This is a genomic window from Marinococcus sp. LNSP9103-4 (assembly GCF_056034345.1).
Window position 1 is genome coordinate 1 of sequence record NZ_JBQLIA010000025.1, and the last position, 19,673, is coordinate 19,673.

Annotated in this window: 20 protein-coding genes; 16 read left to right on the forward strand and 4 right to left on the reverse strand. The window is 43.2% G+C overall.

The window, feature by feature from the left end:
• Window positions 1–485: 485 nt before the first annotated feature.
• On the reverse strand, window positions 486–947 hold the full coding sequence (locus ACTRXG_RS14090) for a hypothetical protein (RefSeq protein WP_474285549.1): 462 nt from the start codon (window positions 945–947) through the stop codon (window positions 486–488).
• Window positions 948–1,494: 547 nt separating this feature from the next.
• Here ACTRXG_RS14090 and ACTRXG_RS14095 point away from each other — a divergent pair.
• From ACTRXG_RS14095 to ACTRXG_RS14130, 8 genes are all read left to right on the forward strand, one after another.
• Complete coding sequence (locus tag ACTRXG_RS14095; RefSeq protein WP_474285551.1) at window positions 1,495–2,511, forward strand: Gfo/Idh/MocA family protein; 1,017 nt, start codon at window positions 1,495–1,497, stop codon at window positions 2,509–2,511.
• Between the two features lie 26 nt (window positions 2,512–2,537).
• Window positions 2,538–3,362, forward strand: a complete 825-nt coding sequence (locus tag ACTRXG_RS14100) for a sugar phosphate isomerase/epimerase family protein (RefSeq protein WP_474285553.1) — start codon at window positions 2,538–2,540, stop codon at window positions 3,360–3,362.
• A 114-nt stretch (window positions 3,363–3,476) separates the two neighbouring features.
• Entirely contained in the window at window positions 3,477–4,673 is a 1,197-nt protein-coding gene (locus ACTRXG_RS14105; RefSeq protein WP_474285554.1) for a Gfo/Idh/MocA family protein, read from the forward strand.
• A gap of 13 nt (window positions 4,674–4,686) precedes the next feature.
• Window positions 4,687–5,727, forward strand: coding sequence for a Gfo/Idh/MocA family oxidoreductase (locus ACTRXG_RS14110; RefSeq protein ID WP_474285555.1), 1,041 nt, complete (start codon window positions 4,687–4,689; stop codon window positions 5,725–5,727).
• Between the two features lie 19 nt (window positions 5,728–5,746).
• Window positions 5,747–6,574 (forward strand): sugar phosphate isomerase/epimerase family protein, encoded by an 828-nt coding sequence (locus ACTRXG_RS14115; RefSeq protein ID WP_474285556.1) that lies wholly within the window; start codon window positions 5,747–5,749, stop codon window positions 6,572–6,574.
• Between the two features lie 147 nt (window positions 6,575–6,721).
• Window positions 6,722–8,161, forward strand: a complete 1,440-nt coding sequence (locus tag ACTRXG_RS14120) for a sugar porter family MFS transporter (protein ID WP_474282626.1) — start codon at window positions 6,722–6,724, stop codon at window positions 8,159–8,161.
• 84 nt (window positions 8,162–8,245) lie between these two features.
• On the forward strand, window positions 8,246–9,076 hold the full coding sequence (locus ACTRXG_RS14125) for a sugar phosphate isomerase/epimerase family protein (protein ID WP_474264170.1): 831 nt from the start codon (window positions 8,246–8,248) through the stop codon (window positions 9,074–9,076).
• 144 nt (window positions 9,077–9,220) lie between these two features.
• Window positions 9,221–10,249: a LacI family DNA-binding transcriptional regulator gene (locus tag ACTRXG_RS14130; protein ID WP_474264172.1), complete on the forward strand. Its 1,029-nt coding sequence runs from the start codon at window positions 9,221–9,223 to the stop codon at window positions 10,247–10,249.
• Between the two features lie 87 nt (window positions 10,250–10,336).
• Here ACTRXG_RS14130 and ACTRXG_RS14135 read toward each other — a convergent pair whose 3' ends face one another.
• Together ACTRXG_RS14135 and ACTRXG_RS14140 are read right to left on the reverse strand one after the other, a co-directional pair.
• A complete protein-coding gene (locus ACTRXG_RS14135; RefSeq protein ID WP_474285559.1) occupies window positions 10,337–10,672 on the reverse strand; it encodes a hypothetical protein in 336 nt (111 codons plus the stop codon).
• Between the two features lie 167 nt (window positions 10,673–10,839).
• A complete protein-coding gene (locus ACTRXG_RS14140) occupies window positions 10,840–11,406 on the reverse strand; it encodes a DNA-3-methyladenine glycosylase I (protein WP_474285561.1) in 567 nt (188 codons plus the stop codon).
• Between the two features lie 301 nt (window positions 11,407–11,707).
• Between ACTRXG_RS14140 and ACTRXG_RS14145 the strand changes: the two genes are divergently transcribed.
• The 5 genes from ACTRXG_RS14145 (at window position 11,708) to ACTRXG_RS14165 (ending at window position 16,897) form a co-directional block, all read left to right on the forward strand.
• Entirely contained in the window at window positions 11,708–12,013 is a 306-nt protein-coding gene (locus ACTRXG_RS14145; protein WP_474285563.1) for a hypothetical protein, read from the forward strand.
• Between the two features lie 365 nt (window positions 12,014–12,378).
• Complete coding sequence (locus ACTRXG_RS14150) at window positions 12,379–13,215, forward strand: hypothetical protein (protein ID WP_474285564.1); 837 nt, start codon at window positions 12,379–12,381, stop codon at window positions 13,213–13,215.
• 51 nt (window positions 13,216–13,266) lie between these two features.
• Window positions 13,267–13,920 (forward strand): hypothetical protein, encoded by a 654-nt coding sequence (locus ACTRXG_RS14155; RefSeq protein ID WP_474279404.1) that lies wholly within the window; start codon window positions 13,267–13,269, stop codon window positions 13,918–13,920.
• 521 nt (window positions 13,921–14,441) lie between these two features.
• Window positions 14,442–15,113 (forward strand): 3D domain-containing protein, encoded by a 672-nt coding sequence (locus ACTRXG_RS14160; protein ID WP_474285565.1) that lies wholly within the window; start codon window positions 14,442–14,444, stop codon window positions 15,111–15,113.
• Between the two features lie 218 nt (window positions 15,114–15,331).
• Window positions 15,332–16,897: a malate:quinone oxidoreductase gene (locus ACTRXG_RS14165; RefSeq protein ID WP_474285566.1), complete on the forward strand. Its 1,566-nt coding sequence runs from the start codon at window positions 15,332–15,334 to the stop codon at window positions 16,895–16,897.
• A 108-nt stretch (window positions 16,898–17,005) separates the two neighbouring features.
• Here ACTRXG_RS14165 and ACTRXG_RS14170 read toward each other — a convergent pair whose 3' ends face one another.
• Window positions 17,006–17,329, reverse strand: a complete 324-nt coding sequence (locus ACTRXG_RS14170; protein ID WP_474285568.1) for a hypothetical protein — start codon at window positions 17,327–17,329, stop codon at window positions 17,006–17,008.
• A gap of 241 nt (window positions 17,330–17,570) precedes the next feature.
• On the opposite strand from ACTRXG_RS14170, the gene ACTRXG_RS14175 reads away from it, so the two are divergent.
• The 3 genes from ACTRXG_RS14175 to ACTRXG_RS14185 all read left to right on the forward strand — a co-directional run bounded on the left by ACTRXG_RS14175 (window position 17,571) and on the right by ACTRXG_RS14185 (window position 19,617).
• Window positions 17,571–18,443: a DMT family transporter gene (locus ACTRXG_RS14175; RefSeq protein WP_474285569.1), complete on the forward strand. Its 873-nt coding sequence runs from the start codon at window positions 17,571–17,573 to the stop codon at window positions 18,441–18,443.
• Window positions 18,444–18,567: 124 nt separating this feature from the next.
• Complete coding sequence (locus ACTRXG_RS14180; RefSeq protein WP_474285571.1) at window positions 18,568–19,173, forward strand: class I SAM-dependent methyltransferase; 606 nt, start codon at window positions 18,568–18,570, stop codon at window positions 19,171–19,173.
• Window positions 19,174–19,338: 165 nt separating this feature from the next.
• Window positions 19,339–19,617 carry a hypothetical protein gene (locus ACTRXG_RS14185; RefSeq protein ID WP_474279414.1) on the forward strand — a complete coding sequence of 93 codons (279 nt, stop codon included), beginning with the start codon at window positions 19,339–19,341 and terminating at the stop codon, window positions 19,615–19,617.
• Window positions 19,618–19,673: the final 56 nt, after the last annotated feature.

Sequence of the window (19,673 nt, forward strand, 5' to 3'; positions counted from 1 at the left end):
CAGGCTATTTCTTTTTATCATAGCACAAAAAAACTGCCGACAAACTCTAAAATTAGAGTCATTGTCGACAGTCTGAAACAGACTCCTTTGGGTGGAGTCTGTTTTGTTTATATTCGTTTGTAAAATACCATTAATGATAGGAGGGACGATAAGGAGAAATACTGACATCATAAACCTCCCAGGCCTTTTTCAATGGTTGGACATCTGGAAGAAAATGAATGGCAACGCCTTTTACAGCAAATGGATGCAGGGCACGAAACAGTACTTCTATATCTTCGTGCAATGCAACCCAGGATTAGACTGCATACCAGGATAGGCTCTCAGGCGTACCTACAATGATTTCCGTCCCCTGAATGGCATAACCGATAACCAGCGGTGTCATAAAGTGCTCCCTCCCTACGTGAAAACCAGAAGCCATGTCTTAATTTGAAGCAGGGATGGCTTGGAAAGTAATACTTTAAATCGTTATTCAATTGTCCTTGTCATCACCGTTGTACTGTTTTTAAAAACCATTTTGACGTGTGAGTATCTAATACTTCTACATAGTTTCCGAAAAATAAGGTTTTCTGATGAAGCTGCCAATATTTCCGGAATAAATGCATTGTCCATTCTTCAATGGAAAGCATCGTCTTGTCGTCCGGCGGTGAAGAAGTAATACAGTAGGTGCCGTAAAAAAAACGTTTAAGCCTCGGATTCACGTTAAGAGCGGGAGCATCGAGTGCAATATAGGCGGCATAGTTTAACGTTTTTGGCAGAGGATCATTGGCAAACAAGGAATAATTCTGCCATTCGTGAGGGTGATAATAATACATATAAAAAGGAAGCAGCAGCGCCATCTCAAAATTATCTGCTGCCTGCTGGACAAATTCCTCAACGCTTGAAGGCTCTTCCTGTTCAATGTGATTCATCATTTCTTCATACACAGCATGTTTCATTTCGTATTTCATGAATGCTGCTCCTTTCTCCGGGCCTGCAGCATTTAATAATAGATAAGCGTTATTTTAATATAAACGATTTGAACGGGCTGGAAGAATGTTGGAAAGGCACAGGCCCCGTTGTTTTAAAAGTAATTTTTGAAAATATAAAATTCTGTATTATTAAAATTATTTACCCGTTTAATGATATTTTACTCATATCTAAAGTTTCAATTAAAACTGTGTAAAAAATAGCATTATTGATACATTATTTAGAAAAAGATTCAGGGCCAGATGTAAATAAAAAAAATACTGGAAGAAAGAGCGTTAAGACAAGGAAATCAATAAATCCACCAACCATTTTATGTAAAGTTGTGTACTGTTTTTTCGGTAAATGACTGTATACTTAGAAATTAAAATTTCAATACAATAAATATTACGATTGAGAAGTAACATTAAATATACACAGAATCACGGAAAAATGGAAAAATATAATTGAAAGGGTTTACATAAGGAGTGGAATTAATTACAATGAGTTTATTATTACGAAAGCGCTTACTCTAATTTAGGAGGTTCACTTATGAAAAAAGTTAAAGTGGGTTTTTTAGGATCAGGCTTTATTGCTTCGGTACACGGCTCTATTCTGCAGGAGGACGAACGCGTGGAAATCACAGGAGTTGCAGACATTGTCCTGGATAATGCAAGAAAATTAGCAGACGCTCTTGAGGGGAAGGTGCAGGCTGTGGAGACGCTGGATGAATTAATTGCTTTAGGCGTCGATACTGTATACGTGACCACCCCAAATACGACTCATGTAGAGCCTGTCATCAAATGCCTGGAAGCAGACCTGAATGTATTTAGTGAAAAACCGATGGCTGTGACCGAGGAGGGCGCTGAAAGAATTAGGGCAGCAGCAAAAGGATCAAAGGGTGTTTACAATCTGGGAATGAATCGGCGGTACGCAAATACCCATAAGAAGGTAAAAGAATGGATTGAAGGCGGAGAACTCGATCCGCATCTTGGCCAGTTTAAACTTAACCGCGGGGAATTGCTTAACCCGGCATGGACAGCTGATTCAAGTAAAACAGGCGGCTTTTTATACGAAACAACAATACACCAAATTGATCTTCTGCCGTACTTTTTCGGTCCGGTAAAAACTGTTCGGTGCGAAGCAAGACAAAATATTTCCGATAATGAATTTGACGATTTTGCGGTGCTGGTTACATTTGAAAACGGAGGTATTGCGACGCTTGTTTCTTCCGCTCATTCAGGCTGGAGTTTTCCTTTTGAAGCTATTGAAATCTACGGGAAATACTCTACAGCTACAACAGCTGAGCTTGAAACGGTTCGCTTGTCTCCCGGATTGGAAAAACAGATGATAGCCGAAGATTATACACAAGTGCCATTTTACGAGAAGGGCGGATATATCGAAGAAGACCGGCTGTTTATTGATGCTCTGGTAAATGACACAGTACCGCCAGTGGATGTGGATGATGCGTATCAATTAACGATGCTTATCAATGCCATTTATGAAAGCGCCAGATCGGGTGAGGAAATAGACTTTGCAAGTAGAGTAAAGGCACTAAAGAAAGCATAGAGGCAGGTCGCAGAAGGGGAAAGAAAATGAAGTTTTCAATATGCAGCTGGGTGTTTGGCGATCAGCCGATTGAACAGACGATGCGGGACGTGGCAGAGATGGGGTATGACGAAATTGAAATTCATGCCCATGACCATGACTGGGACGAGCTAAACACACTGGCAGACGAATTACAGTTAACGATTCGCGGTTTAACAGCAAATGCCGGATGGCCTGATAAAGCGACAGATCTGTCCCAGACAGATCGGGCGATGCGAAAAAAAGCCGTAGAATATTTTCATGAACAGATCGACCGGGTGGCCAGAGCTGGTGCAGAATATTTTGTGATGTCCCCATGCGCGCCCGGCAAATCAGCTCCTGAAAACGGTGAGAAGCAAAACGGGGAGGCAGCTGTGAAATCCCTGCAGGAGCTAGCTCCTTACGCGGAAAGTCAAAATGTTATTTTAGTCCAGGAGCCGCTTAACCGGTATGAAAGCTGTATTATAAACAACGGGGCCCAGGCCCGGACGTTTGTAGAAGAAGTAAATCATTCTTCAGTGAAAACGATGCTTGATACGTTCCATATGAATATTGAAGAAACCAGCTTCGAGGCAGCTTTTCGTAATGCAGGAGAGGGTCTGGCGCACTTACACGTGGCAGACAGCAATAGACAGGGAATCGGAGAAGGCCGCCTTGACTGGGGGGAGTTAGCTGAAATCGTCAAAAAAACCGGCTACAATGGCACGATTACCTTAGAATGCCTGGCGCCGGGGAAAGATCCATTTAATCCCGACAAAGGAGAGGAACCGAAAGAAAAACTGTATCAGGACGCCGCTCAGTCGCTGCCGAAAATGAAACGGTTATTCGGCTAAAAACGCATTTATTTTTTAAAATTTACTTAAGCGCTTAAGTAAATCTGCAGGAAGCTTTTGCATTGAAAATATGCTGCTCCCTGCACAGAGAGAATATATGGAGGTGGAGAAACAATGGAAGAAGAAAAGAAAACAATTAATGTCGGAATGGTGGGCTACAAGATGATGGGGAGAGCCCACAGCCATGCGTACCGCGACGTTCCCTTCTATTTTGATAGTCCGGTAACGCCGAGACTTGATACGATTGTTGGAAGGGATTCTTCTCGGGTGGGGCCGGCTGCTGAAAAGATGGGCTGGTCCCGTCACACCACAGACTGGCGTTCCCTGATTGATCGTAGAGATATTGATTTGGTTGATATAGTGACTCCCAATGATACTCACAGTGAGATTGCCATTGCAGCAGCGGAAGCCGGCAAGCATGTGCTGTGTGAAAAGCCGTTGGCATTATCCGTGGAAGAAGCGGTCCGGATGCGCGATGCTGTAGAAAAAAATAATGTAACTCACATGCTCTGCCACAATTACCGGTTTGCTCCAGCGGTTCAGTTTGCCAAACAGCTGATTGACAGTGGAAAACTGGGGCGTATTTATCACATACGGGCAACATTTCTACAGGACTGGCTGATGGATCCCAACTACCCGCTCACCTGGCGCATGCAGAAAAATATTTCGGGCTCGGGTACGCTTGGCGATCTTGGCGCTCATATCATTGACCTTGCCAGATTTCTCGTGGGCGAATTTGACGAAGTAGCGGGAATGATGAAGACCTTTGTTAAAGAGCGCCCGCTTGGTGATACCGTGCACAATCTCCAGACGGAGATCCGGGAAGGCGAGTGGGGCGAAGTAACGGTAGATGATGCTTCTGCCTTTCTCGCCACTTTCCAGAACGGGGCGATGGGCACATTTGAAGCCTCCCGGTTCAGCCGCGGCAACCGTGCTGGCAACCGTTTTGAAATTAACGGGGAAAAAGGATCCATTCGCTGGGATATGGAAAACATGAACAATTTAGAGTTTTACTTTGAAGAAGACGAACCGGGACTGCAGGGATTCAAAACGATCAACTGCACGGAAGCAGAGCATCCCTTTGCCGGGAATTATTGGCCGGCTGCCCATATTCTCGGGTACGAGCACACCTTCGTCAATTTGATTGCTTCTCTGATGGACAATATTGGGAATCAAACGAGCGCAGCTCCGAACTTTGAAGACGGAGTGAGGAACCAGGCGATTCTGGAGGCTGTCGAACGATCTGTAAACAAACGGGGATGGACGGCCATTTCCGAAATTTATAAACCAGACAGTGTTGAAATCAATTAAAGGAGGGTGTGCCATGGCACAGCAGGATATAAGAGTAGCGGTTTTAGGTCTTGGAAGACTGGGGATGTTTCACGCAAGCAATATGATGAACAAAGTAAAAGGAGCGGAGCTTGTTTTGATTTGCGACCCGATCGCTGAGCATGCGGAAAGGGCTGCAGAACAGCTTGGGGTACCGGCATGGACAGCGGACCCGGAGGAGGTTTTCCAGAATCCGGATATTGATGCGGTAGTGATCGTTACACCAACGAGCACGCATGCAGAGATGATTAAAAAGGCGGCCTCACACGGGAAGCAGATATTTGTGGAAAAACCACTCACCTCCACCATCGAAGAAGCGGACGAAGTCATTGAAGTGGTAAAGAAAGCTGATGTCATCTGCCAGGTTGGCTTTATGCGCCGGTATGATCCGGGATACTTTGATGCCAAGCAGCGAATTGATGCTGGAGAGATTGGAAAGCCGATTTATTTTAAAGGCTTTACACGAGACAGCGGTTCTCCGCCGGCCTCCTTCATTAAAAACAGCGGCGGTATCTTTCTGGATTGCTCTATTCACGATTACGACATCGCACGGTATTTAATGAGCTCCGAAATTTCCTCGGTTTCCGGTCATGGACGGATTTTAATGAATCCATTCATGGAAGAATATAACGACGTCGACCAGGCCATTACGTATCTCGAGTTTGAAAACGGCGGAGCGGGCGATGTGGAAGCAAGCCGGAATTCGCCGTATGGACACGATATCCGGGCCGAAATTATCGGAACAGAGGGCGCCATCTTTGTCGGTTCCCTGCGTAACAGCGATGTCACTGTTCAGAGCAGCACAGGAAGTAACCACGAGATTGTACCTAACTTTCAGATGAGATTCCGTGAAGCATACGTGCAGGAGCTCGAACAATTTATTAAATGTGCCAAAGGAGAAGAAAGCCCGCGGGTTACTTCAGTGGATTCCAAAATCAATATGCAGGTAGCGCTCGCAGCAACCCGTTCCTATATGAATAATGGAGAGCGTATCAATATGCAGGAACTGTACCAGGACAAAGTGTACGTACTGTAAAAAGGAAGGGGAGGAAGAGATGCTGTATGGATTAAACGGCTCTACAACAGATCAGTGTACGTTGGAAGAAGATATCCTTGTTGCAGAGCATGCAGGCTATGACGTAGTAGAGCTTAGGACGTACAAGCTCGAGAGCTTTTTAAAGGATCATACACTCGATGATCTGACTGAGCTGTTCACACGGACATCCGTGAAGGCGGATGCCATCAATGCCATCGAATTCTTTAACCTGAAGCAGGGGGAGGAGAGGGAGCAGGTGTTAAAAGACACAGAAAAATGGTGTCAAATCGCAAGCGCTGCCGGGTCATCCTACGTCATTGCTGTTCCGAGCCCGAGGCCTCCGGATATTTCAGATGAAGAAATCGTAAAAGACAGCGTGCAAATGCTTCAGGAAATGAGCGATATTGCAGGCAAATACCAGGTGAACATTGCACTTGAATTTATAGGTATTCAGGAGTTTTCGATAAAGACCCTCGAAGCTGCCAGAGAAGTTATGGAGAAAGTACATCGTGAAAATGTCGGGCTCGTTTTGGACGTTTTTCATTTTTACACCGGAGGCTCTTCTCTGGATGCGATTGAACAAACGCCATCTGAAAAAATATTTGTATTTCATATTAACGATGCAGAACATGCACGAATAGAAGAGCTTGAAGACAAAGACCGAATTTTTCCAGGCCTCGGAGTAATTCCTTTACAGGAGATTGGGAAAAGAGTGCAAAAAATAGGACATATACGTATGGTCGGTTTGGAGTTGTTCCGGCCCGACTACTGGGAAATGGAAAAATATCACTTAGGAGAGCAGTCTTACCGGCATGTAAAAGAAGCAACGGGTAAAATGTTTATATAAAGATCAGATCATTCTAAAAAACGTTCATCTGGCGGCTGCCGGTTGATAAACTTCTTTCCCGAAACCACGAAAAACTCATATTGAGCCTATTTCCCTTAAGGAAAGAAAGGAGGAAGGAAGGGAGGACCTTTCCCTTCTTAAATTCAAATGAAAAACAATCAAAGTTTTTATATAGTATCAGTTGCACTGGTTGCTTCACTGGGAGGGCTGCTCTTTGGCTATGACACGGCCGTTATTGCCGGAGCAGAACAATCGGTGCAGCTGTATCTCGTGGATAGTTTAGGATTAGGTTCGCTTATTCATGGATTGACCGTTTCAAGCGCCCTTGCCGGTTGTATTATCGGGGCCTTAATATCCGGCTTCATTGCGAATAGTATTGGCCGGCGGAATACGCTGATTATTGCTGCGACTTTGTTTGCTTTATCCGCCCTGGGATCTGCTTATCCGGAGCTTTTCTTTTTCACCCGGGGTGAGCCAACATTATCTTTGCTGATTACATTTAACCTGTACCGTATTCTCGGTGGTATTGGTGTAGGTCTTGCCTCCGCGATTGCGCCGGTTTACATCAGCGAAATGAGTCCCCAGCATATCCGCGGGAAGCTTGTGGTGCTGTATAACATGGCCGTTGTGTTCGGTCAGACAGTCGTATACATCGTAAACTGGGGAATCTCACGGGGGCAGTCAAGCGCCTGGATCGACGAAACCGGCTGGAGACTTATGTTCGCTTCCGAGCTCGTGCCGGCTGCATTGTTTTTCTTTTTGCTTCTATTTATTCCGGAGACGCCGAGGTATCTGGCTCTTAAAAATGCAGATACGCAGGCATACAATGTACTGGAAAAGCTGCACGGATCCAAGGAAGCTGCCAGTCGTACGCTTTCGAGTATCCAGGAATCACTAAATACCAAAGTGCAGAAAGTCAACTTATTTTATTACGGTAAGCTGGTTTTGATCGTTGGCTTCACTATTGCTGTCCTGCAGCAGTTCATCGGGATAAATATTATTCTCTACTATGCTCCGCGAATATTTGAAAGCCTCGGCGCCGGTCAGTCCGCTTCGATGCTTCAAACTGTGCTTGTAGGTGCTATAGGCGTTGTTGTTTCCTTGATTGCGATTCGTCTCATCGACAGAAACGGGAGGAAATTTTTGCTATTATTAGGCTCAGCAGGGTGTGCTATATGTTTAGTGACTGTAGCTATGCTGTTCTTTGCAGGTATTTACGGTGTCGCCACTCTTGTATTTATTTTAGGATTTGTAGCGTTTTTCCAAATGACATGGGGGCCAGTCGCCTGGGTAATGCTTTCAGAAATGTTTCCGAATAAAATCAGAGGCCAGGCAATGTCGCTTGCTGTAACGCTTGTCTGGGGTGCTAATTTATTAGCTTCCACGACGTTTCCACCGCTGAATGAAGCCTTTGGTGTCGGGTCATTTTTGATCTACGGCTCAGTAAGCACGTTCGCGTTCTTCTTTATTTGGAAATTCGTGCCTGAAACGAAAAATAAATCGCTCGAAGAAATTGAGCAAATCTGGCTCGATCAAAAATCGAAAAATGATCAGGCAAAAGCAGATAGACAGTCTAAACTATCCTAGGATAATGGTGATGAAAATTTAAGACAAAAAGCCGAGGAACCTTTAGAAGATTCCCGGCTTTTGTAACTGAAAGTAGGTTTTACAGTGAAAATAGGACTGAACGGATCGACTACAAATCAATGCGACTTACTTGAAGACATTGAAGTAGCAGAAAAGGCAGGGTTTGAGACATTAGAGCTCCGCACCTATAAGCTCGACTCTTATTTGGAAGATCATTCAATTACGGAGCTGGCAGAGCACTTTCGAAAGTCCGCAGTTCGTCCCTGCGCCATCAATTCTATCGAGTTTTTTAATATGAAACCGGAGCTTGAGCAGCAGAAAATACTGCAGGAAACAGAGCGCTGGTGCCGGATCGCTTCAAAAATAGGATGCCCATACGTAATCGCCGTGCCTAGTGAAATACCGGAGGGAATACCTAATGAGGACATTATCGAAAACACGTCCCGAATGCTTGAACGTATGGGGAGTATTGCTTCAAAGCACAATGTGAGTATAGCCTTTGAATTCATCGGCTATAAAAGTTTTTCAGTAAATGAGCTAAAAATGGCTGATTACATTGTATCGCGTACGGATCGACCCAATGTCGGCCTGGTTCTTGACGCTTACCACTTCTTTATTGGAGGCTCGCAGCTCCAGGATCTTGAACAACTGGATAAAGATAAATTATTTATTTTTCATATTGATGATGCCGAAGATGTGGCGGAAGAAGAGCGGACTGAGGCGAACCGGGTATTTCCGACTCTGGGAATTATTCCACTGCAGGATATCGGAAACACCCTGAAGCAGATTGGATACAACGGGGCAGCCAGTCTGGAGCTTTTTCGTGAAGAATATTGGGAGATGGAAAAACAGGAGTGCGCGAACACTGCCTATTATTATGTAGAAAAGGCTCTTAATGAAATATCCTCAAATTAAACAATTCGTATACAAGCTTTCGTAAATTTGCTAAAAAAAGTAAAGTAATTGAATATCCAATACGTATTTGTTTATAATAAACCGTCAAAAGTATAAACGTTGAAGGAAAGAGGGAAGTTAATAAGAAGGAGAAAGAGGAGAAAAATGAAACCAACCATTTACGATGTGGCAGAACGGGCGGGAGTTTCGATTGCTACGGTCTCAAAAGTAATCAATGACAAAGCCGACGTCGGACAAAAAACGAAAAAAAGAATACTGAAGATAATAGAAGAAGTAGGATATCATCCGAGCATGGTAGCCTCCGCGCTTACGGGGAAGCATACGCATACCATTGGACTGGTGATTCCAGATATTGCAAACCCATTCTTTGCAGAGCTCGCGAGAAGTGTAGAAGATACAGGACACGCAAATGGATACAGTGTGGTTATATGCAATACTGACAATGATCCCGAAAAAGAAGTCCAGTATTTGTGGTGGCTGAATCAAAAAAAAGTGGATGGAGTCGTGCTGGGCACTGGTATGCATAATATGGAATCACTCAGAGAATTTATGAATCAAAATATTCCCGTGGTGCTGGTGTCCCGGGATATCCCCACTCTTGCTGTCAGCACTGTACTGGTGGACGATTTTCGGGGAGGTTACCTGGCCGCCCAGCACTTGCTGGCATTAAACCACCGGGAAGTACTGCTGCTGGTTGGGGATTTGGACAATTCAAGTGAACAGAACCGTTTGAGAGGGTTTTACGCAGCTTTTGAAGAGGCGGGGCTTCCTAAAAAGAATGTAAAAATTATAGAAGAGCTGATGACTACCCAGCAGGCTGAGCAGGCTGTAATGGATAGGCTGAAAAAAGACATTAATATCAGTGCGGCGTTTGCCCTGACAGACTTTTTGGCTATAGGAAGCATACAGGGCGCGAGAGGAATTGGAAAAAGTGTGCCCGATGACTTCTCGGTAGTAGGATTTGATGACACGTTCATTGCTGTTCTCAGCCACCCGCCGCTGACCACGATCTCCCAGCCAATCGTGGAAATGGGGGAAGTTGTTACCCAGACGCTCGTAGATCAGATTAAAGGAAAAAAACAGTCAAGCAGAACGATTATTTTGGCTCCGGAAATAAAAGTAAGGCGAACTACAGCTGAAAATAATATAAGCCTGCAAGAGCCCGTTCAATGAGGTGTCTAAGCTGTTTTAAGATCTCAAATTGTGTCCAATAAAAAGCAATGTCACTCCATTAACAGGAAAGGCATTGCTTTTTTAACGCTATTTACTTTTGCGGAGCCGGGCTTTCTGTACTTCGGCTTTCGTTTGTTCGATCAGTTTATCACTCATATTAGCCATGGCCTGGGTGTGCGGGTTGTAGCTGAAAAAGATAGCTGGGAGAGGGAAAGAGGCTTCTTTTGTTTCAGCCCAGACCTCTTCAATTTCTTCCGGCAATTCATAAAACCCCACAGCCCAAACGTCAGGGAGCACATGATAATGGCTGTTAAGGAGGTTTACGTTTTGTCCCCCGTCGAACAACTGTCTTCGGGTATAATGCCGTTCCACTACCGTACCGTCCTCTTGAAGCATTACCGCCCGGTATTTTGTTTCTTCCATAATAATTGACCTTCTTTCTGGAACATGAATTTATAATTTATCGAATGAAATCTAAACCTCATGTTCCCGGTGAAAAGTAAAAATAAAAGTATTAACAACCGGACGAGAACTTTAATTGTGCAAAAGGTCTGTTTCAAAGAAAGACAGAGGCTTTAAACACTGCCAAATCAAGCATTAGTATTTTTAGAGTGGCAGGGACAGGTACGAACATGGTCATCCACCATACCAATGGCCTGCATAAATGAATACACCGTTACCGGTCCGACAAATTTGAATTTCCGTTTTTTCAATTCCCTGCTTATTTGAGAGGAAAGCTCTGTATAAGATGGAACCTCTGTTTCTTCTTTCCGCTCATGAATAATTGGGGTGAAATCAACATACCGCCAAAAGAAGGAAGACAGGCTGCCGTATTCTTCCTGGATTGTCAGGACTTTTGCAGCGTTATTTCGCACAGAAGCTAACTTGGCAGAATGTTTAATCACGCCGTAATAATGCCGAATATACTCCAGGTCTTCGTCTGCCATGGAGGCGCACTTCTGAATATCAAATTGCTGAAAAGCTTCCTGGTAATGGTGCCGTTTAGCAAGCACCGTGTTCCAGGAGAGTCCGGATTGAGCGCCTTCAAGCGTTAGCATTTCAAATAAATAGCTGTCATCTGTATTCGGACGTCCCCATTCATTATCATGATACTCCTGCATATGTTCATTTTTTTGTGACCATGAACATCTTTCCAAATGAGATCCCTCCTTTTGATAACAGTACTGACTGTAATGAAATAACTATATCATAAGGCAGGGCGTGCTGAAGCACAGGACTTTGCCTGGTTTAAAAAGCTGCATTCGAAGGCTCCAGTCAATTTTAAACAAAAGCAGATTTCCTGTTACATTTTTGTAATGTAATGGTTTTCAAAGTTTTTTTTATACGCTAGGAGAGGAAAAAGAATCGTTAGAGAAAAACATAGCCAGTGGAATTAATCCTGAAAAATCGTAAGCAACAGTCTCATCAAATAACCTGGTAACAATGGAGGGGTGGCTCTTGCTGGAAAATAGAGAATATCAACAATCATTACATGAGGGTGTTAATCCAGCAATTGTAAGAGAGGTTGGATACGCAGAAGCGTTAATATACAGTGCGCTCATAAAAGAATTTAAAGAGCAAACGGCTTATTTTGGATTTTTGGAGAACGGATGGTTTCACTGCCAGGAGGCTGAACTTGCAGCGCAAACAGAGATGTCAGAACGCTATTTACGTAAAAAAGTTAGAAAATTGCAACGACTAGGGTTTATAGAAAAAAGGAAGCTTTATGGTGAAAACCTTAATTACTATCGTATAGCTGTATAATGAAAAGAAGAAGTTTTTGCTGGATTACACGTCCATTTATAAGCGCTGCTCTTAAAACCATAAATTAGATCTAATAAGTCCTTTGAGTTTTTTTAAACTTGAAGGGCTATTTTGTATATCTTCATGGCCAAAGTGAGTACAAACAAAAGAAAACGAGCCGCCGTGATCAGCAAAACGAACAGGTGGAATAACATCAGTCACCACTTATTCCGGCAGTTGAAAACCGTTTTTAATGACAACTGTCTTTTCTCTTCGGGAGAAAGGCCGCTGTTTTATTTGGCGGAGGTTTTCAAAAAATATGGATAAAAGAAAGTTTTGTACTTATTAGTTTGATTAAGGGGTATATAAGTTAAAGTAGTTTAAAAATGAAGAAATTTTTGGAAAATATCCGGAAACGGGCGGGAAATGAGGGAGAACCGATGGCTGTACGGGAATCAGCTTCCGATGAATACCAACAATCGGCAGTAGTCATCGTCGATAATGAAGGAGCGGAAGAAAGAGTAAATCTTCGCGTTTTGAGTAATAAAGCTATAAAAGCATTGGCAAAGGACAGCGGCTTAAAAATTAAATCAACCAGAAAACAGGATATGATTGATGAAATTATAAATCAGTCAGATGGCTTTAAGCTGACGATTCAACATGAGGAAGCAGAAAATGCAGAAGGCTCGTCTACAAGTCAAAAAAATGAAGAAAATTACGCCGGAGTCATTATTTCGAATAAAGATGGTAATGAAGAAGAGGTTAACCTGTATTCGATGGATAAGCAGGCTGTTAAAAAATTGGCGGCAGACAGCGGACTGCAGGTAACGAAAGAAGATAAAAACGGTATGATTAAGGAAATCATGAAACAGGTTAATGAAGCGTATCCGGGGACAAAAGAAACATCTGATGAGAATGGTAACGAAGACCTGTCTGAAAATGAAGAGGATAAGAGCAGCACAGACAAATCAGGTGCCGCAGGCTCTTCTTTTCTATCGAAAGCTGCACATGAAAGCCTCGTCCGTGGAGTTACACGTACCCTGGCTTCAGAATGGAAGAACGACATGCATAAAAAGCTCAAAGAAGAGCTCAAGCAGCAGGTGAAAAATGACTTTATGGAGAATTCATGGGACGATTTGATAAAAGAAATGAGGCGAGAAGCCACGAAAAGCAGCGACAGCAGAAAAAGTACTTCGTCTATCAAGGCCCTTGCCGACAAATAAAGGTTCGGCAGGGTCATTCAGAGTTGAGCAGTAAAGAAAGGAGAAAACATAATGACTGATAAAAAAGATAAAGTTACCTACGGGCTGATGGCAGCCGGAAGTTTGATCGGAGGAGCTATACCGATGATCACAAAGGGGATTAAAAAGAAAGACGGGGAGGAGGAATCTTCTGAAGATTCGAAGGAAGAAACCAATGCTTCGGAGGAAGAAAATGAAAGCGGGGGAGCAGCTTCCTTGTTGAAGAAGCCTCTAAAAAAAGCCGGGGAAGCCAAAGACAGCGTAAAGCAGACCGCAGAAAAATCGAAAGCGAAAATTCCCGGCATGTCAGGATCATCTTCAGAGAATAAAAATGAAGAACAGACGCCTAAAAAAGCAAGAATGGTTTCTAAAAATGAAGGCAGGCCGCAATTAAAAAATGCAGGGAACGCAGCGGGCTCTGCTTCCAAAGGAAAACCGGCGCCTTCTAAAAAGAAAAAATCCAAACAGAATGGCCCCCGGCTTACCGAAGTAATGGATAGCGTCAATGCATTTTTCGAAAACTATGTAGCTGAACCAAAGCGTATTACTTCTACAGAAGAAAAAGACGGCGTATGGCACGTAAAAATCGATGTGCTGAACAACGATGGCAGAAAAACGAAAGTGGAAACGTACGAAGCCACCGTAGACGAAGACCTGGAGATCACTTCATATAAGCAGGTGAAATAAATTCTACTATTAAGTTTGGCCCCATGCAGACTTCTCAAAAAGAAGTGCTGTATGGGTTTTTTAGTTGCTGATATGCCCTGGAAAAGCTTAAAAACTAATAGATTTACCACGTACAAGCAAAATTCAAAAGTATTTTCTTTCTTTATTTCTAATAATGTTACGCGAACACGGGCTTATTGTAATAATAGCGTAATATTTTAAATATATTTTCAGTAGTAATGAGTAAAAATACGGCAGTTTTTAGTGGAATATGTGTAGGAATACCTGTTAATTTTACATAATATGAAAAACTATTAAGGTTAGATTACAACTAAATTAATGTTATTGCCATTTGTACTTTTTCAAGGCATAATCGGTAGCGTTGTGTTTGAGAGACGGCACAAAAAAACAAAAGCAGTAAAACGACATGATAATCAATGCAGTGACGACGTAAAGGCAAGTAAACATATAGGTAAACTTTTCAATGGATTTCGTCATTAGGACGAATAACAAATATTATAATTAAAAAGGATGAATTATTTATGATGAAAAAGACACTATTCGGTACAGCAATTACAGCAGGCGTCGTATTCGGAGCACCACAGGCAGCAGACGCATCCATCGGCGACCATGGTTCTATGACTTACGGCGACGTTAACTCCTCTGTTGCAGAGCTTCAGGACACGCTGAAGGAAAAAGGCTACTTCCACGGAAATACTGGTTCTACATTCGGCCCAAGAACGCTCAGCGCCGTAAAAGACTTTCAGGCAGCAAACGGTATTTCTTCTTCTGCGGGCAACTACTTCGGCGTAGCCGGTCCGGAAACGCAGGCAGCTCTCGGCGGATCTTCTGATTCCTCAAGTGAATCCAGCGAAGAAGTAGCAGGAGCTTCGACTTCCGAGTCCTCGAACAGCACAAGCGGCGGCGAAACCATGACAGTGGAAGCAACAGCATACACTGCTGAGTGTGCAGGCTGCAGCGGCATCACGGCAACAGGCGTTAACCTTAACAACGACCGTGACGCTAACGTCATCGCTGTTGATCCGGACGTTATCCCACTCGGCTCCACTGTAAAAGTGGAAGGCATGGGCACTTATAAAGCAGAAGACACTGGCGGCGCTATTAACGGCAATCGCATCGACGTTCACGTACCAACCAACTCCGAAGCACTTTCCTTCGGCCGTAAGGACGTTGAAGTAACAGTAGTCGACTAATCATCATAATAAGCGGACCGAAACCGGAGGAAATTCTCCGGTTTCGGTTTTTTTAGCTTGGAAAAGGCTTTAAAGGGTCTTGAATTATATTAATTGTTTTTCTAGGTTCATAAACGGTTATTATATTAATAATAATGATTTTAATCTTCGTCTAATAATGATAATCTATATTTGGTGCAAAATTATTGGAAAAGATGCCTCCCTGACGTGAACAAAATATGGCCGGAAGATTTCCGCCAAAAGGAGACGTCTTTTTCTATTATGTAGGGAGTAGGAAAGAAATGAATAAACAACAGGGTGAAAAAGAAATCATTTTAATCGGGGCCGGCATTATGAGTGCAACATTAGGTGCGCTGCTGAAAGAGCTGTCCCCGGACTGGAATATCAAAGTGTTTGAAAAGCTGGAAAAGCCGGGTGAAGAAAGCTCGAATGAATGGAACAATGCAGGAACCGGTCATGCGGCGCTATGTGAATTAAATTATACAAACGAGCAGCCGGACGGCTCCGTTGATATCAGTAAGGCCATCAGCATCAATGAAAAATTTCAGGTGTCCAAACAGTTTTGGTCCTATCTGGTCAAAAGCGACTTGATCCATAACCCGCGTGGCTTTATTATGCCTCTGCCGCATATCAGCTATGTGCGCGGCGATCATAACGTTTCCTTTTTACGGACGCGTTACGAAAAAATGTCTGCGCATCCATTATTTTCAGGGATGGAATTTTCAGAGGATCCGGAAGTGCTTGAAAAATGGATGCCGTTAATGATGAAGGACCGTCAGATTGAAGAACCGATAGCGGCTTCTAAAATTGCAGACGGCACCGATGTGAATTTTGGTTCGTTGACGAGTCAGCTGTTTAACCATCTTGAAAAGAATAACGTAGAAATGAAATATAACCATGACGTGGATGATATTACGCGTAACGAAGACGGTACCTGGGAAGTGAAGGTGCGCAATCATCAAAAAGAAACGCTTGAGCTGCACGAGGCGGATTTTGTGTTTATTGGTGGAGGCGGCGGAAGCTTGCACCTGCTGCAAAAATCCGGTATTCCAGAAGGAAAGGGCATCGGTGGTTTTCCGGTAAGCGGCCAGTTTATGGTCTGTCAGAATCCGGATGTTGTCAACGGGCATTTCGGCAAAGTATACGGCAAAGCGCCCGTCGGAGCACCTCCAATGTCTGTTCCGCATCTGGACACGAGGTATATCAATAATCAGGAAACACTTTTGTTTGGACCGTATGCCGGCTTCTCTCCAAAGTTTTTGAAAACGGGGTCCCTGATGGATTTATTGAAATCCGTCAAGCCGGATAACCTGATTACAATGATGGCAGCGGGAGCTAAGAACATGCCATTAACGAAATACCTGATCACGCAGGTAATGCAGTCAAAGGAACAGCGCATGGAAGAGCTCCGGGAATTTGTCCCAAGCGCAAAAACAGAGGACTGGGAGCTGCTCGTAGCCGGCCAGCGGGTTCAGGTTATTAAAGATACTGAAGAAGGTAAAGGCACCCTGCAGTTCGGCACAGAAGTGATCAGCTCCGAGGACGGCTCTATAGCTGCACTCCTTGGAGCATCTCCGGGTGCGTCTACTGCAGTCTCTGTGATGCTCGAAATCATGGAGAAATGCTTCCCAGAGCAACTTGAAGCATGGGAGCCGAAAATAAAAGAAATGATCCCTTCATACGGTATGAACCTTTCAGAAAATCCAGAGATGATTGATGAAATCCATAAGTCTACCGAGCAGGTGCTTGGATTGAAAAATCAAAAACAGCCGCAAATGACGTAAATATAATTTTAATTATTTTAAAAGCCTCTTTTCAGTTTAAACAGCTGAAAAGAGGCTTTTTTGATGTGAGCCCGAGTAATTATTGGCCGAGGTGATAGTATCATGTACTTATAAAAAATAATCCCGGTAATAGTAGATCGTTATTATTAAAGTAAGTAAGGTATATGTAAGGGCGACGAAGAAAGGCATTGAGAAACGGAGACCGCTGCGGGATTCTGTTTCCATTCTAATACCTGTATCCCCCTGCGTCTGCATACGAACGGCATCGGAGGAAAAGCCGCCGGACGAAGTAAGCCAGCCGATCACAATTGTGGCAGCCAGGCCGGTTAAAAACGAAAATTCAATGAAAGCTGCAGATAAAAGAAAGGCTATAAGCCAGTTAACGGCGATAATACCGATTAGCGTTATCAAGCCGGGTAATGATTTCTTCATAGCAGGCTCTCCCTTCAGTATTATATGAAGTGTCATTGTTTCCTAATCTTTTAAGTAAGCCACCATAATATATAAAATGGTTGATTATGTAAATATTATTAAAGCATTTGTAGGTATTTAAGCACCGGAAAAAAGTAGCTTAAAATAGGAAATTATATACCGGATTTTTAAACGCTCGTTTGATACGATTCTTTATGTCAATACAAAAAGAGATGATAATAAAGGATGGAGAGAAGAAAGGATGAATAAATCAACAGCATTTTTACTGATAATATCTATTATCGCGATTTCTTTTGCGGCGATATTTGTAAAATGGTCCGAAGCACCGGCCACGATTCTCAGCATGTACCGCATGTATATTGCCAGTTTGTTTTTACTCCCTTTTGTCTGGTTAAAAAGACGAGACTTTAAAAATATCAAAAAACAGGAATGGGTGCTTTTCATCTTTTCAGGGGTTTTCCTTGGCATGCATTTTGCACTCTGGTTTGGTTCATTAAAGCTGACAACGGTGGCAAGCTCCACCATTATTCTGGCCCTGCAGCCGGTAGTAGCGCTGGCCGGCGGCTTTTTGATTTATAAAGAACGAGTCAGCATACCGCAGCTGATTACGATCAGCCTGTCGATTTTAGGAGTAGTGATTATTGGTTTGGGAGACCTTGGGCGCAGCAGCAACTCTGCCTTACTCGGCAACCTGCTTTCCTTTTTGAGCGTGATAGCGGTGGTTGTTTATTTATTAATCGGCCAGCGTGTCGTAAAGCGGGTGTCACACTGGCTGTACAGCTTTATTGTGTTTTTTGTAGCAGGGATATCTCTGCATATTTTTAATACAGCTTCGGGTGTGCCGGTGCGGGGATACGGGGCTGAAGAATGGCAGATATTTATGCTGCTTGCAATTCTTCCGACAATTGCCCATGTTATTTACAATCATCTGTTGAACTTTATTAACACTTCCACTATTTCAATGACGATTCTGGGCGAACCGGTTGGCGCTACTATCCTGGCGTTTTTCATTCTTGGAGAAGAAGTCGTCGCACTACAGATTATCGGCGGGATGATCGTGCTGCTCGGGGTTGGATTGTTTTTAATTCAGCAGCAAAAAGCATATCAACTTTAGAAATAATGAATGTAATTTAACGGCCGGAAAGAATAGAAAAGAGTATAATCAATGTAACAGCCTCATTATTTTAATAACAGTCATCTTTGAACCACAATACATGGCAAAAAGAGGAGGACTGATAATGAATAATGAAGAATTGGTGCAGAAATTTAACAAGCAGGCCTATAAGCACGAGAGGCATAGAAAATATGAAGCGGATAATAAATGGAGAAGAAAGATATGCGGTGCCGCGAGAGGGAAAACACTGGAAATCGCTGTCGGAGCAGGGATGAATTATGCTTTTCTGCCTTTGGACGCTGAATATACCGGTGTTGATTTCAGCCCGGGAATGCTTGAGGCGGCAGAAGCCGGCGCGAAAGAATACAAAGTAAATGCTGATTTTATTTTATCCGAAGTAGAACATTTATCATTTCCGGAAAACACATTTGATACGATTCTTTCTACCGGCACATTATGCTGCTACAAGGATCCAATTCGTGTGTTGAATCTCTTGAACAAATGGTGCAAAAGTGAGGGAGAGATCCTGCTGCTTGAGCATGGGTTACTAAATAATAAAGGTGTGCGGTGGCTGCAGCATCACCTGAATCCTATATTTTTAAAATCATTCGGCTGTCATCATGACCGGGATATCAAAGGAATAGTCGATGCTTCTGATCTGGAAATTGTAAAATATGAACGGGCCCAGCTGGGATATCTTTATCTGCTTTGGACTAAATCGACCGGGTAATATATAAAAACAGTACTGATTTATTTCAATCAGCTTTTGACGTGCAGGCTCTCACATTCAATGATTAATGAAGCATTTAAACGGAAATAAACGAAGAGAAGCAGTTATGTTTTTGCTGCTTCAAATTATTTTGCACGCGAGTGTTTAAACGGGAGGAGTATTTTTATGGCTGATCAGCCGAAAAGTTTAGAAGATCAGTTCGACGGGCAGGCCGAAGCGAAATTAATGCCAATTGCAAAGTATTACTTTGAATTGAAGCGTCAGGACAAAAGCGTGCACTGGGAAATTTCTATCGTGGACAAAGACGATGAAGAGGATGTTTTTATAGGTTGGGCTGAAGAGTTAACCAACCGCAGCAATTACATCGAAGTAGATCCGATCCGGGCAGAGGACGGCGAAGATGCTACCAATCAGGTTATTCAAAAAATTAAAGAGCATCTATAATAGAGAGTTTAGAATAATTGATGTAATCAGGTAAGGCTAAAGTTAATTCAGTCTTA

Coding starts and splice junctions, on each gene's coding strand:
- ACTRXG_RS14155 (WP_474279404.1), top strand. CDS start 13,267: ATGACTGATAAAAAAGATAAAGTTACCTACGGGCTGATGGCAGCCGGA.
- ACTRXG_RS14115 (WP_474285556.1), top strand. CDS start 5,747: ATGCTGTATGGATTAAACGGCTCTACAACAGATCAGTGTACGTTGGAA.
- ACTRXG_RS14135 (WP_474285559.1), bottom strand. CDS start 10,672: ATGGAAGAAACAAAATACCGGGCGGTAATGCTTCAAGAGGACGGTACG.
- ACTRXG_RS14170 (WP_474285568.1), bottom strand. CDS start 17,329: ATGAAGAAATCATTACCCGGCTTGATAACGCTAATCGGTATTATCGCC.
- ACTRXG_RS14100 (WP_474285553.1), top strand. CDS start 2,538: ATGAAGTTTTCAATATGCAGCTGGGTGTTTGGCGATCAGCCGATTGAA.
- ACTRXG_RS14185 (WP_474279414.1), top strand. CDS start 19,339: ATGGCTGATCAGCCGAAAAGTTTAGAAGATCAGTTCGACGGGCAGGCC.
- ACTRXG_RS14120 (WP_474282626.1), top strand. CDS start 6,722: ATGAAAAACAATCAAAGTTTTTATATAGTATCAGTTGCACTGGTTGCT.
- ACTRXG_RS14095 (WP_474285551.1), top strand. CDS start 1,495: ATGAAAAAAGTTAAAGTGGGTTTTTTAGGATCAGGCTTTATTGCTTCG.
- ACTRXG_RS14165 (WP_474285566.1), top strand. CDS start 15,332: ATGGCCGGAAGATTTCCGCCAAAAGGAGACGTCTTTTTCTATTATGTA.
- ACTRXG_RS14160 (WP_474285565.1), top strand. CDS start 14,442: ATGATGAAAAAGACACTATTCGGTACAGCAATTACAGCAGGCGTCGTA.
- ACTRXG_RS14110 (WP_474285555.1), top strand. CDS start 4,687: ATGGCACAGCAGGATATAAGAGTAGCGGTTTTAGGTCTTGGAAGACTG.
- ACTRXG_RS14150 (WP_474285564.1), top strand. CDS start 12,379: ATGAAGAAATTTTTGGAAAATATCCGGAAACGGGCGGGAAATGAGGGA.
- ACTRXG_RS14175 (WP_474285569.1), top strand. CDS start 17,571: ATGAATAAATCAACAGCATTTTTACTGATAATATCTATTATCGCGATT.
- ACTRXG_RS14090 (WP_474285549.1), bottom strand. CDS start 947: ATGAAATACGAAATGAAACATGCTGTGTATGAAGAAATGATGAATCAC.
- ACTRXG_RS14130 (WP_474264172.1), top strand. CDS start 9,221: ATGAAACCAACCATTTACGATGTGGCAGAACGGGCGGGAGTTTCGATT.
- ACTRXG_RS14105 (WP_474285554.1), top strand. CDS start 3,477: ATGGAAGAAGAAAAGAAAACAATTAATGTCGGAATGGTGGGCTACAAG.
- ACTRXG_RS14180 (WP_474285571.1), top strand. CDS start 18,568: ATGAATAATGAAGAATTGGTGCAGAAATTTAACAAGCAGGCCTATAAG.